General features: G+C 65.0%; 12 protein-coding genes. 7 read left to right on the top strand and 5 right to left on the bottom strand.

The genetic code is table 11. From position 1 onward, the window contains the following. Positions 1-26: 26 nt before the first annotated feature. A complete protein-coding gene (locus tag F2P45_RS06810; protein WP_166871842.1) occupies positions 27-1,037 on the bottom strand; it encodes a gamma-glutamyl-gamma-aminobutyrate hydrolase family protein in 1,011 nt (336 codons plus the stop codon). Positions 1,038-1,105: 68 nt separating this feature from the next. Beyond that, positions 1,106-1,897, bottom strand: coding sequence for a response regulator (locus F2P45_RS06805; RefSeq protein WP_229504946.1), 792 nt, complete (start codon positions 1,895-1,897; stop codon positions 1,106-1,108). 196 nt (positions 1,898-2,093) lie between these two features. On the opposite strand from F2P45_RS06805, the gene F2P45_RS06800 reads away from it, so the two are divergent. The 4 genes from F2P45_RS06800 to parC all read left to right on the top strand — a co-directional run bounded on the left by F2P45_RS06800 (position 2,094) and on the right by parC (position 9,437). Then, a complete protein-coding gene (locus tag F2P45_RS06800) occupies positions 2,094-4,091 on the top strand; it encodes a DNA topoisomerase IV subunit B (protein WP_166871836.1) in 1,998 nt (665 codons plus the stop codon). Between the two features lie 206 nt (positions 4,092-4,297). Next, positions 4,298-6,007 (top strand): molecular chaperone HscC, encoded by a 1,710-nt coding sequence (locus F2P45_RS06795; RefSeq protein WP_166871833.1) that lies wholly within the window; start codon positions 4,298-4,300, stop codon positions 6,005-6,007. Next, a complete protein-coding gene (locus F2P45_RS35580; RefSeq protein ID WP_223164688.1) occupies positions 6,004-7,038 on the top strand; it encodes a hypothetical protein in 1,035 nt (344 codons plus the stop codon). The genes F2P45_RS06795 and F2P45_RS35580 overlap by 4 nt, the downstream gene beginning before the upstream one ends. Positions 7,039-7,115: 77 nt before the next feature. Beyond that, entirely contained in the window at positions 7,116-9,437 is a 2,322-nt protein-coding gene (gene parC, locus F2P45_RS06785) for a DNA topoisomerase IV subunit A (protein ID WP_166871830.1), read from the top strand. Positions 9,438-9,579: 142 nt separating this feature from the next. Here the strand turns inward: parC and F2P45_RS06780 are convergent, their stop codons facing one another. Both F2P45_RS06780 and F2P45_RS06775 read right to left on the bottom strand, forming a co-directional pair. Next, the gene (locus F2P45_RS06780; protein WP_166871828.1) at positions 9,580-10,056 is read right to left on the bottom strand and encodes a hypothetical protein; all 477 of its coding nucleotides are present in this window, start codon (positions 10,054-10,056) and stop codon (positions 9,580-9,582) included. A gap of 240 nt (positions 10,057-10,296) precedes the next feature. Further along, on the bottom strand, positions 10,297-11,712 hold the full coding sequence (locus F2P45_RS06775; protein ID WP_166872348.1) for an IgA Peptidase M64: 1,416 nt from the start codon (positions 11,710-11,712) through the stop codon (positions 10,297-10,299). A 177-nt stretch (positions 11,713-11,889) separates the two neighbouring features. Here F2P45_RS06775 and F2P45_RS06770 point away from each other — a divergent pair, with 177 nt between their 5' ends. The 3 genes from F2P45_RS06770 (at position 11,890) to F2P45_RS06760 (ending at position 15,745) form a co-directional block, all read left to right on the top strand. Further along, positions 11,890-12,318, top strand: coding sequence for a Fur family transcriptional regulator (locus F2P45_RS06770; protein ID WP_166871825.1), 429 nt, complete (start codon positions 11,890-11,892; stop codon positions 12,316-12,318). 158 nt (positions 12,319-12,476) lie between these two features. Next, on the top strand, positions 12,477-14,576 hold the full coding sequence (locus F2P45_RS06765) for a TonB-dependent siderophore receptor (protein ID WP_166871820.1): 2,100 nt from the start codon (positions 12,477-12,479) through the stop codon (positions 14,574-14,576). Between the two features lie 8 nt (positions 14,577-14,584). Next, positions 14,585-15,745 carry an acetyltransferase domain-containing protein gene (locus F2P45_RS06760; protein WP_370663215.1) on the top strand — a complete coding sequence of 387 codons (1,161 nt, stop codon included), beginning with the start codon at positions 14,585-14,587 and terminating at the stop codon, positions 15,743-15,745. A 15-nt stretch (positions 15,746-15,760) separates the two neighbouring features. On the opposite strand, the gene F2P45_RS06755 is transcribed toward F2P45_RS06760, so the two are convergent. Beyond that, positions 15,761-17,011 carry a cyanophycinase gene (locus tag F2P45_RS06755; protein WP_166871817.1) on the bottom strand — a complete coding sequence of 417 codons (1,251 nt, stop codon included), beginning with the start codon at positions 17,009-17,011 and terminating at the stop codon, positions 15,761-15,763. Positions 17,012-17,051: the final 40 nt, after the last annotated feature.

The following is a 17,051-nucleotide window of genomic DNA, read 5'->3' as shown; positions in this document are numbered from 1 at the left end:
GAATGAGGCAAGTAGCTAAGCGACGTTCAGAGCCGCGTCTCGCGCGCCGCCCGCAAGAATTCATCCAGGATCGGCGTGCAGTCCAGCAGATCGACCCCGCCGGCCCGGTGAAACTCCGGGTGCCACTGCAATCCCATCACGAAATTGGCCCTTTGATACCGGATCGCTTCGATAATCCCATCCGGATCCGACATCGCCTCCACCAGGATATCGCGTCCCAGGTCCTTGACCGCCTGATGGTGAATCGAGTTCACGATCGGCCGCCGCACATCCGGGAACATGCGTCCCAGCGACGACCCCGATGGAAAAATCACCTTGTGCCGGTGCGCGTCGTAATCGCTGTGCACGTGCGCGTGCGCCGCCGGCACATTGGTCGCCACGTCCTGGTACAACGTCCCCCCGAACGCCACATTGATCAACTGGCACCCGCGGCAAATGCCCAGCACCGGTTTGCCGGCATCGACGAATTCGTGCAGCAGTTCGAGCTCGTACACATCGCGCGCGCGGTCGCCGCTCCACTCGGGCCGGGTCGGCGTTTCGGAATACGTTTGCGGCGACACGTCGGCCCCGCCCTGCAGCACCAGCCCGTCGAGATGGCGCGCGTAATGACGCAAGGTGATGTTACTTGGATGGAGCAGGCCGTTGGTATTGACCGTCGGGATCATAAAGACCAGCACGTCGCGCGACATCACCCACTGCGCGATCGACTCTTCCAGGTACTGCAAATTCTTGCTGCGCAGCCCCGTCGATCCGGGCTCGGGATGAAAAATCCGCGCCGAGACGCCGATGCGCAAGGTGCGCCGCATGAAGTCGCGGCCGATTTTGTCGCGCAGGTTGCGCCAGCGCGAAGCGAGCACGCGGCGCGCCAGGGCCAGCGGCGTGTCGCTCTCTTTCTGGTAGCGCGGCAGGGCGTCGGCGGCACGGCGGTCGGGAACGCGCGGGGCGTGAACGCCGCCGTCGGCATCCTGCCCGGGCACGGGCGCGGGAACAGGATCGGGAACGGCGGCTGGCAACAGGGGCTTGTCGGTATCGGGCATGCCTTAAATATAGCGCTCCCATGCGGGCGCACGATTCAAAGTTGTAACAAAATTGTGACTATCACATGCTAGGACGGCAGCGACAGCAGCTTTTTGAGCGCCCCGAGCAGATGGCGGTCGGCCATCGGTTTGTCGAGCAGGCCGCGCACGCCGGCCGCGCGGGCGCGCGCCGTGTCGTAGCCGGACGCCTGGTTCACCAGCAGCACCACGGCGATCCGTTCGGCCCCGTCCTGGCGCTTGATCTCGCCGCACAGGGCATACGGATCGATGCCGGGCGTGGAGGTATTGATCATCACCACCGCCACCGGCGTCTCGGCGCACAGGCGCAGCGCCGCCACCGCGCTCTCGGTCCACTCCACGGCCACCTGGTTCGGTGCGAGCAGGCGCGCCACATGGTCGCGCAGCGCGCCGCGCTTGTCGACGATGAGCACCGCGCCGCTCGGAGCCTGGCGCCGCATCTTGATGAAGTCGGCCGGGTCGGTGATGTCGAGATCGAGGCGGATGCGGCGGCGCCGCTCGTGCCGCGGCGTCGGCGCGGGCGCCGGCAAGTCCTTGAGCCCCTCGGCGCGTTTGCGCCCCATCTCGGCGAGCAGCTTGAACATCTGGAACATGTCCAGCGGCCGCGACAGCTGCGCACACGGAAAGTCCATCCCCGCCGAGCCGATCACCAGGCCGGGACGCAGCGCGTCCGGCTGCCACGCCAGCAAGGCGGCCAGCGCGCTCAGGTCGTCGCCGTTGGCGATCATCAGGTCCGGCTCTTGCAAACTGTCGCCCAGCAGGCAAGAATACGACGGCCCGTCGCGCGGGGGATGCGCGAGCGCCGTCCCCAGCTCGGCCCCTTCGGAAGAAGGAAAGCCCAACAGGCGAACGCTCAGAGACTGCCTTTTTGAATGCATTTTTGATAACTTATGGAAGTGTTTTGACCACACCTGTTGGTGCGCGTACAAATCTAACCACAATTGTCCGGACTGGCAAGTACATTCAGCGCGCTCAAATTTGGCTTCTTTTCCGGCTGACAAGATAGAATGCGCAGGCATCCGCATAAAGAACTTAGATATGGCCACCAAAAAACCTGCATCCGACTACAGCGAATCCTCCATCCGGGTCCTCAAGGGACTCGAACCCGTCAAACAGCGTCCGGGCATGTACACCCGCACGGAAAATCCGCTGCACATCATCCAGGAAGTGATCGACAACGCTTCCGATGAAGCGCTCGGCGGCCATTGCAAGAACATCGGCGTGACGGTCAATGCGGACGGCTCGATCACGGTCGAAGACGACGGCCGCGGCATTCCGGTCGGCCTGCATCCCGACGAAGGCGTGCCGACGGTGGAAATCGTCTTTACGCGCCTGCACGCGGGCGGCAAATTCGACAAGGGTTCGGGCGGCGCGTATGCCTTCTCGGGCGGTTTGCACGGCGTCGGCGTCTCGGTCACCAACGCGCTCTCCTCGCGCCTGGAAATTACGGTCTGGCGCAAGGAAGACAACGGCAACGGCCTGCACAAGATGGTGTTCGCCGACGGCGAGGTGATCGAGCCGCTGGCGTCGGTCCCGGCGCCGCGCGACGGCAAGAAGAGCGGCACCCGCGTGACCGCCTGGCCGAACCCGAAGTATTTCGATTCGCCCGCGATCTCGCAGGTCGAGCTCGCGCGCCTGCTGCGCTCCAAGGCGGTGCTGCTGCCCGGCGTGACGGTCACCCTCACCATCGCCAAGACCGGCGACGTGACCACCTGGAAGTACGACGAAGGCCTGCGCGGCTACCTCAATGAAATGCTCGCGCAAAGCACCAACGGCGACACCGTGATCCCGGTGTTCGAAGGCGCCCAGTACTCCAACGGCGAGTCGGACGGCTTCGCCGAAGGCGAAGGCGCGGCCTGGGTGGTGGCCTGGACCGAAGAAGGCGCGGTGGTGCGCGAGTCGTACGTGAACCTGATTCCCACCTCGAACGGCGGCACCCACGAATCGGGCCTGCGCGACGGCCTGTTCGGCGCGGTCAAGAGCTTCGTCGAGATGCACGCGCTGCTGCCCAAAGGCGTCAAGCTGATGCCGGAAGACGTGTTCGCGCGCGTCTCGTTTGTCTTGTCGGCCAAGGTGCTCGACCCGCAGTTCCAGGGCCAGATCAAGGAACGCCTGAACTCGCGCGACGCGGTGCGGCTGGTCTCGACCTTCGCCAAGCCGCCGCTAGAACTGTGGCTGAACCAGCACGTCGAATACGGCCGCAAGCTGGCCGAACTGGTGATCCGCCAGGCCCAGTCGCGCCTGCGTTCGCTGCAAAAAGTCGAAAAGAAGAAGTCCTCGGGCGTGGCTGTCCTGCCGGGCAAGCTGACCGATTGCGAATCGAGCGACATCGGCCGCAACGAACTGTTCCTGGTCGAGGGCGACTCGGCGGGCGGTTCGGCCAAGATGGGGCGCGACAAGGAATTCCAGGCCATCCTGCCGCTGCGCGGCAAGGTGCTGAACTCCTGGGAGACCGACCGCGACCGCCTGTTCGCCAACAACGAAATCCACGACATTGCCGTGGCAATCGGGGTCGACCCGCACAGCGTGGGCGACACGCCGGACCTGTCGGGCCTACGTTATGGCAAGATCTGTATCCTGTCGGATGCGGACGTGGACGGCTCGCACATCCAGGTGTTGCTGCTGACCTTGTTCTTCAAGCACTTCCCGGCCCTGTTCGCGCCTGGCCACATTTGCGTGGCGCGCCCGCCGCTGTACCGGGTCGACGCCCCGGCGCGCGGCAAGAAGCCGATCCAGAAGCTGTACGCGCTCGACGATGGCGAGCTGGTGGCGATCCAGGACAAGCTGATGAAAGAAGGCTTGAAAGAAGGCAGCTGGAGCATTTCGCGCTTCAAGGGCCTGGGCGAAATGAACGCGGAACAACTGTGGGAAACCACGATGAACCCGGACACGCGGCGTTTGCTGCCGGTATCGCTGGGCGACTTCAGCCACATCGACGCCTCGGCGCGCTTTAACATGCTGATGGGCAAAGGCGAAGCCGCCGCCCGCCGCGCCTGGATCGAAGAACACGGCAACGAAACCGAAGCCGACATCTGATGTTGTTGCAAGGCCGGTGGAAAACCGGGGTCAGACCCCGGTTGTTCAGTTGGGGGTCTGACCCCGGTTTTCCACCGGCTTTGCACCAGACTCAGTTTGAGGAAAATTGGGAAAACCGGGGTCAGACCCCACCCGGCAAGACCGGGCTCTGACCCCGGTTTTGCAACACATCGCCGGTCTGCGGCGGCGCAAACGGACACTGAACCATGATTATCGGAATCGACCTCGGCACCACCAACAGTCTCGCGGCAGTGTGGCGCGACGGCAAGGCCCACCTCATTCCCAACGCACTGGGCAGCTTTCTCACGCCTTCCTGCGTCGGCATGGATGACGATGGCACCGTGCTCACCGGCGAAGCGGCGCGCGCGCGCCTGCAGACCCACCCGCACATGACGGCGGCGCTGTTCAAGCGCTACATGGGCAGCGAACGCGAAACCCAGCTCGGCGCGCGCAAGTTCCGCCCCGAGGAATTGTCGTCGATGGTGCTGCGCTCACTGAAGGAAGACGCCGAAGCCTGGCTCGGCGAAACGGTCACGCAAGCCGTCATCACCGTCCCCGCCTACTTCAGCGACGCCCAGCGCAAGGCGACCCGGGTGGCCGGCCAGCTGGCGGGCTTGCGCGTCGAGCGCCTGCTCAACGAGCCGACCGCCGCGGCGCTGGCCTATGGCATCCAGGACACCAAGCGCGAAACCAAATTCCTCGTCTTCGATCTGGGCGGCGGCACCTTCGACGTCTCCATCCTCGAACTGTTCGAGGGCGTGATGGAAGTGCGCGCCACGGCCGGCGATAATTTCCTGGGCGGCGAAGATTTTGCCAGCGTGCTGGTCGACGCCTTCCTGTCCCGCAGCGGCCTGTCCAAGGACTTGAACGGCGCGGAGCTGAACGGCACCCAGCGCCAGCGCCTGCGCGAAGAAGCCGAACGCGCCAAGCGCGTCCTGTCCGACAGCCTCACCGCGCGCATGGTCTACACCAGCGCCGGCAAGGAATACAGCCTGGACCTGACCGAAGACTTGTTCGTGCTGCTGTGCGACCACCTGGTGCAGCGCCTGCGCGGCCCGGTCGAACGCGCGCTGCGCGACGCCACCATCAAGGCCTCCGAACTCGATTCGGTGGTGCTGGCCGGCGGCGCCACCCGCATGCCGCTGGTGCGCAAGATGGTCTCGCGCATGTTCGGGCGCTTCCCGTCGATCAGTCTCGATCCCGACCAGGCGATCGCGCTGGGCGCCGCCGTGCAAACGGGCCTGATGGCGCGCGACGCGGCCCTCTCCGAAGTGGTGATGACCGACGTGGCGCCCTACTCGCTGGGCATCTCGATCGCGCGCGAAATCGGCCCGAACCAGTACGAGGGCGGCCACTACCTGCCGATCATCGAGCGCAATTCGACGGTGCCGGTGTCGCGCGTGGAATCGATCACCACCATCAACGACTACCAGAAAGAACTGGTGGTGCATGTGTACCAGGGCGAGTCGCGCCGCGTGTCGGACAACGTTTTCCTGGGCAAGCTGGCCTTCCCGATCGAGTCGAAACGCTCCGGCGAAATCAGCGCCGACGTGCGCTTTACCTACGACATCAGCGGCGTGCTGGAAGCGGAAATCACGCTCCAGCCAAGCCAGGAGAAGCACACCCTGGTCATCACCGAGAACGCCGGCGTGATGACCCAGGCCGAAGTGGCCAAGCGCCTGGCCGAACTGAATGAACTGAAAATCCACCCGCGCGACAAGATCGAAAACCGCACCCTGCTGGCACAGGCCGACCGCCTCTACGAGCAGTTGCTGGGTCAGGAACGCGCCTACCTGGCCGAGCACATCGCCGCCTTTACGGGCGTGCTCAATACGCAGCAGCCGGCGGCCATGCGGCGCGCGCACGAAACGCTCACCAAAGTCATGCGTGAGCTGGGCGGGAGTTCCTTCCTATGAACATCTGGAGCGTCCTCGGAATGACGGCCAGCCGCGATGAGCGCGCGATCAAGCGCGCCTACGCGGCCAGGCTGAAGGTCACCCGTCCCGAGGACGATCCGGCCGCCTTCCAGATTCTCAACGACGCTTACCAGGCCGCGCTGCAGCTGGCGCGCCAGGCCAACGACCTGGACTGGCCGGACGACGAGCCGGCCCCGCGCGCCGAGCTGCGCGAGACCGGGCAGCGCGAGGACCAGCGCGAGCAGCCGGTCTACGTGGCGGCCTACGAATTCGACCCGGACGCGCCGGTGTACGTCGCCGCCTACGAATTCGATCCGGATGCGCCGGTCTACACGGCTTGCTACGAATTCGATCCGGCCGCGCCGCCGCCCGAAGCATCGGCTCCGCTGCCGGCGTTTGAGCCAGCGGCGCCGCCCGCACCGCCCGCCGCACCAGCGCCGCCGCCGAAACCGGAGCAATACCGCCTGCCGGAGATCCTGCCGCGCCCCTTGCCCGGCACCGGGCTGGAATCGCCGATCATGGAAGCGCGCCGCGTCTGGGCCGCGTTCCTGGCGCGCGCGCACCGCAACCCGCGCGAGCATCTGGCGCAGCTGTTCGCCGGAGAGGAACTGCTCAACATCGACGTGCGCGACCACTTCGAAGAGTGCGCGGTGCAGTACTGCGCCGGCGAAGGCTGCGACGACGACTTCCGCGAAGCGATGGCGGGCCATTTCAACTGGGTCGACGACGCCAGTTTCGTGGGCCGCCAGATGCCCGACGAAACCGGCATGATGCTGGCGCGCCTGCGCGCCCAGCGCTCGTACGCCCACTTCTGCCAGCTCGCGCTGGAAGACGAGGTGGTGCGCGCACTGCTCGACGGCGACCCGCGCGGCATCATCGGCAGGTATCCGGACGCCGCCTTCACGGAACGCATGCGCGAGCTGCTCGAACATGTCCACTGCTACCACGGCGAGATGCTCGACCTCAAGCTCGATGCCGATATCGTCGAACACTGGGTCGCCGTGGTGCGCGGCAGGGGCTGGTCGGCGTAAGAGCCGCCCCCCGCCACGCACACCCCAGAACAAACACACTCCTTTTACCAAGCACCTACGCATAAGCACCTACGTACATGTCCTCACAAACCAATCTGTTTGACCCGCCACCGCCGCCACCGCCGGAAGACACCGAAACGCTGACCCTGTCGACCTTCGCCGAGCGCGCCTATCTCGATTACGCCGTCTCGGTCGTCAAGGGCCGCGCCCTGCCCGACGTGTGCGACGGCCAGAAGCCCGTACAGCGCCGCATTTTGTACCGCATGAACGAACTGGGACTGGGCGCGACCGCCAAGCCAAGCAAGTCGGCCGCCGTGGTCGGCGACGTCATGGGCAAACTGCACCCGCACGGCGACCAGTCGATCTACGACGCGCTGGTGCGCATGGCGCAGGACTTCTCGCTGCGCTATCCGCTGATCGACGGCCAGGGTAACTTCGGCTCGCGCGACGGCGACGGCGCTGCGGCGATGCGCTACACCGAGGCGCGCCTGACGCCCATCGGCAAGCTGCTGCTCGAAGAAATCGACGAAGGCACGGTCGACTTCCAGCCCAACTACGACGGCGAACACGCCGAACCGAAAGCGCTGCCGGCGCGCCTGCCGATGGTGCTGTTGAATGGCGCCTCCGGCATCGCGGTCGGCCTGGCGACCGAAATCGCCTCGCACAACCTGACCGAAGTGGCGCGCGCCACCGTGGCCATGATCCGCAATCCGAAGATCACCCACGCCGAACTGATGGGTATCATCCCGGGGCCGGATTTCCCGGGCGGCGGCCAGATCATCACGCCGCCGGCGCAGATCGCCGACATGTACGCCAGCGGACGCGGGTCGATGAAGGTGCGCGCGCGCTGGAAGATCGAAGAGCTGGCGCGCGGCCAGTGGCAGGCGGTGGTGTCGGAACTGCCGCCGGGCGTGTCGTCGCAAAAGGTGCTCGAAGAGATCGAAGAGCTGACCAACCCGAAAATCAAGCTCGGTAAAAAGGCGCTCTCGCCAGAACAGCTGGCGCTCAAGCAGACCATGCTCGGTTCGCTCGACTCGATCCGCGACGAATCGGGCCGCGCCGCCGCCGTGCGCCTGGTGTTCGAGCCGAAGTCGAAGAACCAGGACCAGGCCGAATTCATGCTGATGCTGCTGGCGCATACCTCGCTGGAGTCATCGAGTTCGATCAACCTGGTGATGATCGGCGGCGACGGCCGTCCGCGCCAGAAGGGCCTGACCGAAATCCTGCAGGAGTGGATCGATTTCCGCTTCGTGACGGTACGCCGCCGTACCGAATACCGGCTGGGCAAGGTCAACGACCGCATCCACATTCTCGAAGGACGCGAAGCGGTTCTGCTCAATATCGACAAGGTGATCCACATCATCCGCAATTCGGATGAGCCGAAAGCGGCGCTGATCGCCGAATTCCGCCTCTCCGACATCCAGGCCGAAGACATCCTGGAACTGCGCCTGCGCCAGCTGGCGCGCCTGGAGACGATCAAGATCCAGCAGGCGCTGGCGGAACTGCGCAAGGAAGAAGTGACCCTGCGCGACATCCTCGAGAACCCGTCGACGATGAAGCGCCTGATCATCCGCGAGATCGAAAGCGACGCCAAGCAGTTCGGCGACGCGCGCCGTACCCTGATCGAAGAAGCGCAGCGCGCCGTGGCCGAGCAAAAAGTGGTCGACGAGCCGGTGACGGTGATCGTCTCCGACAAAGGCTGGGTGCGCGCGCGTACCGGTATCGGCCACGATGTGGCGCAGTTCACGTTCAAGGCGGGCGACTCGCTGTACGCGGCCTTCGAATGCCGCACCACCGACACCCTGCTCGGCTTCGGCGACAACGGCAAGGTGTATTCCGTGCCGGTGGCGGCCCTGCCGGGAGCGCGCGGCGATGGCGTGCCGATCACCACCCTGGTCGATGTGCCGAACGGCGCGCGCATCCCGCACTTCTTTGCGGGCAGCGCACAGACGATGCTGCTGATGGCAACGACCGCGGGCTACGGTTTTTCGGCCAAGGCGGGCGACATGGTCAGCCGCCTCAAAGGCGGCAAGTCCTTCATCACGCTCGACGAAGGCGCGCAGCCGCTGCCGCCGCGCGTGATCGCGGCCAATGCGAGCGCGGTGGCCTGCCTGACCGAAAAAGGCAAGCTGCTGGTATTCGGCATGGATGAACTCAAAACGCTGACCAACGGCGGACGCGGCGTGATCCTGATCGAGCTGGAAGAGAAGGAAAAGCTGCTCGCGGTGCAGCCGATTTCGCAAAAAGGCGTGACGGTGCACGGCACCTGGGCGGGCGCCAAACCGCGCGCGGTGGATTTGTCGGCCTCAGGCCTGGCGGTCCACTTCGGCAAGCGGGCGCGCAAGGGCAAGCCGCTGGCAGCCAAGATCAAGGTGATGGCGCTCACGCCAATCGGCTGATCTTTCCCCTCCCGCGCTACCCGCGCGGGAGGGCCGGCAAACAAAAACGGGGCAAGTGTTGCTTGATCGAGCTCAGACCTCAATCAAGCAACACTTGCCCCGCTTTCACATCCAGCGCCCTGCAAGCAGGGCGTTCGGATAATTACTTGGCAGCAGCTTTTTTCACGTCAGCCGATGCTTCGACTTTGGCTTCGTGGGTTTTTGCAGCAGCGGTTGCCTTGTCGGCACCGGCTTCGACAGCCACTTTTTCAGCTTTTTCGTCGGCCTTGATCATTTTTTTCTCGGCTTTCAGATTGGCCTTGGCGACTTTTTTCTCGGCCTTGGCTTCGGCTTTCATTTTGTCTTCCGGATCGGCTTTAGCGACGTCGGTGCTCGCTTCAGCGTGCTCTTTGACTGCTTTCGAGTGGGCTTTGACTTTTTTCTCGGAAGCGTCGGCAGCTGCCTTGGTCACTTTTTCGTCGGCTTTGGCACCGACTTTGGCTTCCTTGGCTTCGGCTTTGGCGATGTCTTTGTTGGCGCTGGCTTCAGCTTTGACAACCGCTGGGGTTGCCGCGGGAGCTTGTGCGTAAACCGAAGTAGCGAACAGGCCGGCGATCAGGGTAACGAGTAATTTGTTCATGGTGTAGTCCTTTAGAAGAATGGTTGGGGTTTCTTATTCGTGGACGTTCTGGACCGCAGTCCATTCGCCATCTATCGTTCTCAACTTTATATTTCGTCAAGGAACGGTGTCCAGAATATGTCTTACTGGACACGTGGTCTGTTCGTTAGCGCACGCTGAATAGAGCTAACCAAAAGCAACTTACAATGAGGCCCCCGGCCCACCGCATCACGCGTATCGCCCGCCGTTGCAGGCTCCAGCCTATTTTCCCGCGCCCTTCTTCGCATACAAATCGATGATCGTGGTGATGCCGTCGTTACACACGTTACAGAATCTTTCACTTCGGTCGAACATCAAACACTGCATTTCCGACCGGTAATAGCCGGTGGCCTCGTAATTGGCCCCTTCGAAGGCGCCCACATCATGCCGGTGGGTGGCCTTGGCGAACAGGGTATTGGTGTGGGTCAAGTCTTCGCGGAACAGCGCGCTCATCTCGGACTCGGGCCGGTTGGCGGCACGCAGCGCGGCGCGGCGTTTTTGATAGGCGCGCGCGTATTGTTCGTACTGCGCCTTGGGCCAGGCGGTCGGCAGCGGCGTGCCGGCCTTGACGTGGCGCTGCCATTTGAGCTTTGACGGGTCGCGCAGCGCCGTCACATTCGGCTCCCACGGTTCCATGCGCGCGGAACCGGACTGGTAAGCCACGGGTGAAGTGTAGTACTCGTCGGCCAGGCCGGCGAAGTGGTGGCCGAATTCGTGCACGAACAGGTAATTGGCCCAGTCGTTGCCGGCCGCCGCGGTGCTGAACTGGCCGAAGATGCCGCCGCCGCCGTAGGTATCGTTATTGACCAGGATTTCGATGAACTCGTAGGGCGCATGCTGGGCGATCTCGCGCAGCGCGCGGTTATCCAGCGTGAGCACGTAACGCTCGCTGCCGAAGATGTCGTAGCGCGTGCCCAGTGGCGAGGCCTTGTGCGCGCCGGTCGACGGGCGCGACACGCCGCTTTCCCGGGTCGGCACCGCAATCGCCCACACATTGAAGTCGCCCGCGCGCTCCTTGAAGGGCGAGACCGTAAACAGGTGATCGGCCAGGCGGCGCGCATCGGCCTCGAATTTTTTCATCTCGCCGGCGGTGTAGCCGTCGCCCATGACCAGCAGGTCGACCTTGGCCGGGGATGGCCCGCTGACGCGGATCGGGATCGGTTTGGCCGGCGCGGGCGCCTGCTTGCGCACCACGTCCGGCGCATCCGGGTCCACCTCGACACTCCACGCGACCGAAAACTGATTGCGCTCGTCGCGCTTGAGCACCCGCACCCTGACCGGTTTGCCGAAGGCCGGAAAGCGCACCGATTCCTGGAAACCGCGGCTGATCCGGTTGGCTTCCTCGGTGGTGCGCCATTCGCCGAAAATGGTGGAGAACCCGCGCGAATACAGCAGGTCGCCGGTTTTGGCGTCGACCACTTCGACCATGTTCTGGCCACGGTTGGTGGTGTCGAGGTTTTGCGACAGGTCGCCGGCCCACGGCAGCGCTTCGATCACCACGCGCTCCAAGGCGTATTGGTCCGACAGGGCATTGCCGCTGTGCTGGTAGTCGACGCGCACGGTGGCCGGCGGCTGGGCCTGCGCGTGGGCGGCGGCGGCGGCGGCGGCCAGCGCCAGCAAGCCGGCGAGGCGGCGCATGAAACGCACGAGGGACAGCGGCACGAGGGACAGCGGCACGGGGAACAGCGGGACGGGGGACAGCGGCATGGCGGTTTCCTTGCAAGCGTGGATCGTCCCGCATTGTAAACCTGCGCGCGGTGGTTGCGGCCGGCGCCTGCGTGGTAGCATGTCGCTTCCTTTGAAATCCCAGCCAAGATGGTCACAACGATTGAAAGCCAGGCAGAGTCACTGATCCGCGATACGGGCGCGCGCCTCACCAAGCCGCGCTCGCGCGTGCTGGCGTACCTGCTGGCGCAGAACAAGCCTCTGACCCACCACGACATCCAGGAAGGCCTGGCCGGCGACGCGCTCGATTCGGTCACCCTGTACCGGGTGCTGGAATGGCTGACCGAGCACGAACTGGTGCACCGCATCGCCGGCGCCGACCAGGTGTGGCGCTTCAACGCCGGCGCGGGCCAGCACGGGCACCAGCACGCGCACTTCCAGTGCACCCGCTGCGAGATGGTGACCTGCTTTACCGACATCGCCCTGCCTGCGCAAATCACCCTGCCTACCGGCTTTACGAGCCAGCAGGTCGACTTCCTGATCAAGGGCGTCTGCAATATCTGTAACGTGAAAAAGTAACACCGAAAGTAGCATCGGTTTCACCGCGTCGCCGCAAGCTTCGCCCGGACTGCTAACGCAACCCTATTGCAATAAAGAGGCATTCGACCTATTATAGCAACTCAGTTGCATTACATCCCCGCCTTGCCCGGCCCTCCCACGCCTGAAGAAATCCACGTATGTACATCAAAACCGCTACCGCCGCCCTCTTTGCCAGCATCACGCCGCTGGCCGCCATGGCCGCGGCCGACGCCGCCCCCGCGCCCACCGACACGGTCGTCATCGGCGGCCAGCGCGAGCACTATCGCAGCCTGTCGGCCACCGGCGCGACCAAGACCGATGCGCTTCTCAAGGACCTTCCGCAAAGCGTGCGCGTGCTCACCAGCGACGTGCTGCGCGACGCCGGCGTGAGCACCCTGGCCAGTGCGCTGGACCTGGCCAGCGGCATCTCGCGCCAGAGTGACCTGGGCGGCCTGTGGGACAGCTATGCCATGCGCGGCTTCACCGGGGACCCCAATTTCGGCTCCGACTTCCTGGTCAACGGCTTCAGTTCCAGCCGCGGCTACAACGGCTTGCGCGACACGGCCAGCACGCAGTCGGTCGAAGTGCTCAAAGGCCCTTCCGCCGCCCTGTACGGGCGCGGCGAGCCGGGAGGCACGGTCAACATCGTCACCAAGAAACCGCGCTTCGCCCCGCAGCGCGGCATCAGCGCTTCGGTCGGCAGCTTCAATACCTGGCGCGCGGCGGTCGACGTCACCGGGCCCGTGAGCGACACGCTGGCCTACCGCCTCAACGCCGCCTGGCAGCAAGGCGACAGCTTCCGCGACACCGCCCGGCGCGACACGCTGCTGCTCTCGCCATCGTTCGTGTGGCTGGCCGGCGAGCACACCACGGTCTCGTACGAGATCGAAGCGACCGGGCAAAAAGCCCCGTTCGACCGCGGCGTGCCGGCGGTGAACGGCAAGCTCGGTGCGGTGCCGGTATCGCACTTCCTGGGCGAGCCGGGCGACGGCCGGGTCAGCGTCAAGTCGCTCGGGCACCAGCTATTCGTGCAGCACGCCTTCAACGACGACTGGTCGCTGCAATCGGGCCTGTCGTACCGCGACAGTGAACTGGCCGGCTTCTCGACCGAGGCGAACAACCTGCTGGCCGACGGGCGCACCATGCGTCGCCAGCGCCGCCACCGCGATTTTTCGGCGACCGATATGTCGGGCAGAGTCGAACTGCTCGGAAAACTGACCATCGGCGGCCTGCGCCACAGCGTGCTGTTCGGCGTCGACGCCTACCGCTTCGACGACCGCCGCGTGCAGCTGCGCCGCAATCCGTCCAGCGCCAATCCTTACGCAATCGATATTTTCCGGCCGGTGTACGGCGCCGTGGCCGATCCTTTGATGCTGTCGATCGACACGCTGGAACGCCAGCGCGCCCACGGCTTGTATGCGCAGGACCAGATCGACCTGAGCGAGCGCTGGAAAGCCCTGCTGGGCATGCGCTACGACAGCGCCGACCAGACCGTCACCAACCAGCGCCTCAAAACGAGCAACGCGCAAAGCCTCAGCGCCAGCAGTCCGCGCGCGGGCCTGGTGTACCAGCCGAACAACGCGCTGTCGCTGTACGCCACCGCGGCGCGCGCGTACCGCCCGAACAGCGGCATCAGCATCGACAACAGCGCCTTCGACGCCGAGAAAAGCTTGTCGTACGAACTGGGCGCCAAATTCGACGCCCTCGATGGGAAATTGAGCAGCACGGTGGCGCTGTACAAGATCGACAAGAAGAACGTCCTGACCACCAACCCGGCCAATGCCGACTTTGCGATTCCGGCCGGGGAAGTCGGCAGCCGCGGCCTGGAACTGGACGTCTCCGGCGCCGTGGCGCGCGACCTGCAGCTCTCCGCCGCCTACGCCTGCACCGACGCCACGGTCACCAAGGGCGACAAGACCATCCGCACCGGCAGCCGCTTCCCGAACGTGGCGCGCCACAGCGCCAACGTGCTGCTGGTGTCCAGTTTCAAACTGGGCGACGCCAGTGCCAGTATCGGGGGCGGCGCCAGCTATGTGGGCAAGCGCATGGGCGACGTGGCCGCGTCGAGCAGCTTCGAGCTGCCCGCCTACACCACCGTCAAGCTGGTGGCGGCCTACACGCCGTACCGCAAGCTGCGCATCGCCCTCAATATCGACAACCTGTTCAACAAGGCCTACTACACAAGCTCGTACAACCAGGTCTGGGTGGCGCCGGGCACCGAGCGCGCCGCCACGCTGACGGCCAGCTACAGCTTCTGAGGCGCTCAGTGACCGCTCTCGCCATCGCACCCACCAAGCGCATCGCCGCCATCGACGCGCTGCGCGGCCTGATCATCCTGATCATGACGCTCGACCACGCGCGCGAAACCTTCTTTTTGCACCGCAAGGTCGGCGACCCGATGGACCTGGCCACGACCGAGCCGTCGCTGTTCTTCAGCCGCGTGGCGGCGCACTTCTGCGCGCCGATGTTCGTGTTCCTGACCGGCCTGTCGGCCTGGCTGTACGCCAATCCGCCGTCCGGCCCGCGCAGCCCACGGGCTTTCCTGCTCAAGCGCGGGCTCTTTTTGATCGTGCTGGAACTGGTGTTCGTCAGTTTTGCGTGGTCGGGCCGCTTCCCGCCCCCGGTGCTGTATTTGCAGGTGATCTGGGTAATCGGGCTGTCGATGATCGCGCTGGCCCTGCTGCACAAGCTGCCGCTGCGCTGGCTCGCGCTGCTCGGCGGCGTCATCGTCGCCAGCCACAACGCATTGTCCTTCCCCGGCCTGGAACCGGGCAGCTTTGCGCACGCCGCCTGGACGGTGCTGGAACAGCGCGGCTTCCTGGTGGGCGATGGCCCGGTGCGCGTGAAGATCAGTTATCCGCTGCTGGCATGGATCGGGGTGATCCTGCTCGGCTACGCGGCTGGTCCGCTGTTCTCGAACAAGGTGGAACCGGGCGCGCGGCGCCGCATCCTGCTGCTCGGCGGCGCGGCCTGCCTGTCGCTGCTTGCGCTGCTGCGCGGTTTTAACATCTATGGCGAAACGCTGCCATGGAGCGTGCAGGCCGACCTGCTGCACACGGCGATGTCGTTCCTGAACCTGACCAAGTACCCGCCCTCGTTCAACTTTTTGCTGATGACGCTCGGCGTGGGCCTGATCGCGCTGGCGTGGATGGAAGCGGCGTGCACACGCGTGGCGAACGAAAGGGTGGTGGCCTTTTGCGCCACGTTCGGCGGCGCCCCCCTGTTCTACTACCTGGCCCACCTGTACCTGCTGCTCGCGCTGCGCGGACTGACGGCCGCCCTGTCGGGCGGGCAGGCGCACCAGGCGGGCGGGATCGGCGAAGTCTGGCTCTGGTCGGTGGCGGTGATCGCGGCACTGTACTATCCGTGCCGCTGGTTCGGGCGCTACAAGCGGGCCAGCACCCAAGCCTGGGTGCGCTACCTGTAGCGTTTTCTTGCAGGCTTACTTGTACTGGTACAGCGGCTGGCGGATCAGGATCGGCAGCACGTCGAGGCGGATGTTAAACACCGAGTACATATCCGAAATGGCCGACATGTAGCCGATGCTTTCCTTGGTGCGGCTGAAGCGGAACTCGAAGCCGAGTTCCGGCTGCAGGTCGCGCGGGCTGCCCAGGGTCAGGCCGATGGCGTCGGTCTGGTCGCTGTCGATCAGGCGGTGCATCAGGTCCACCACCGTCGTGTTACCGAGAATATCGGCAAAGAACAGCGGACCGCGATAATACGGCCTGGACGAATCGAGCTTGTTGGCCAGCTTTTCGATCGACGGCGTAAATACGCCATTCTGCAGATTGAAGCGGTCGCCGTTATCGAGGTAACTGAGTTTGGCGTTACTGACGTTGAAGTCGCCCGGCGTGAACGTGGCGCCGCTCAAATCGATCATCAGCGCGCCCTTGTAGCCGAGTACTTCCACATCGCGGTTGCCATGGATGATCATCGAGGTATTCTCGTCGATCCCCAGTCCCATCTTGTAGCCCTTGGCCAGCATGGCCGGCAGCATGCGCCCGAAGCGGCCGCGCACCAGCAAGTGCTGGTCCACGAAGACATCCTTGCCGACGAAGCCCAGGCCCGGCGACAGTTCCATGCCATCGGCCACGCCGCGCTTGAGGGTCGAGAGCACCGAGCTGGCATCGTAGAACATGGTCTCGCTCATGATCGCCGCCCCCGCGCTGGTGCCGGCGATGACGCCGCCGTTACGGTACATGGCCCACAAGGCGTCGAGCACGCGGGTGCTGCTGCCGTCTTTCTTGCGCAGCGCTTCGGTGATGCGGGCCTGGTTGCCGCCGACGAAATAGGCGCCGTCGGCGTGGCGCACCGCGTCCGCCAGCGCCTGGTCGTTGGCCGCGATGCGGTAGTCGGTGTCTTTCAGCTTGACCGCCACCGGAACGAAAAAGGCGTCGGCGCCGTAGGAGTTGAGCACCTCGATATTGTTCTTGCCCGCGACGTCCGGGCTGGCCGAGGCCGAGCCGAAGACGGCGATGCGCGCGCCCGGGCCGCCCGCCAGTTCGACGATGCGCTTCCACACCGCCGCGTTCTCGCCGCGCAGCGCGCCGCCGATGATCACCAGCGAGCCTTTCGGCCCGCCCGGCGGCACCGTGGGCGCGGCCGCTGCGGCCGCTGCCGCCGCCTGCGCCTGACCCGCCGCCAGCAGGAAGAGGAACAGGAACTGTAAGTATCGGCGGGCCAGGTTCAGCATCGGTGGTTCTTCCTTATTCGGTAGGTCGGGCTGCGCGGGC

This window comes from Massilia mucilaginosa (genome assembly GCF_011682145.1).
In the GTDB taxonomy this organism is placed as follows: Bacteria; Pseudomonadota; Gammaproteobacteria; order Burkholderiales; family Burkholderiaceae_D; genus Telluria_A; species Telluria_A mucilaginosa.
Note: the sequence above shows the minus strand (reverse complement) of the source record. Positions and strands in the feature narration are given on the sequence as shown.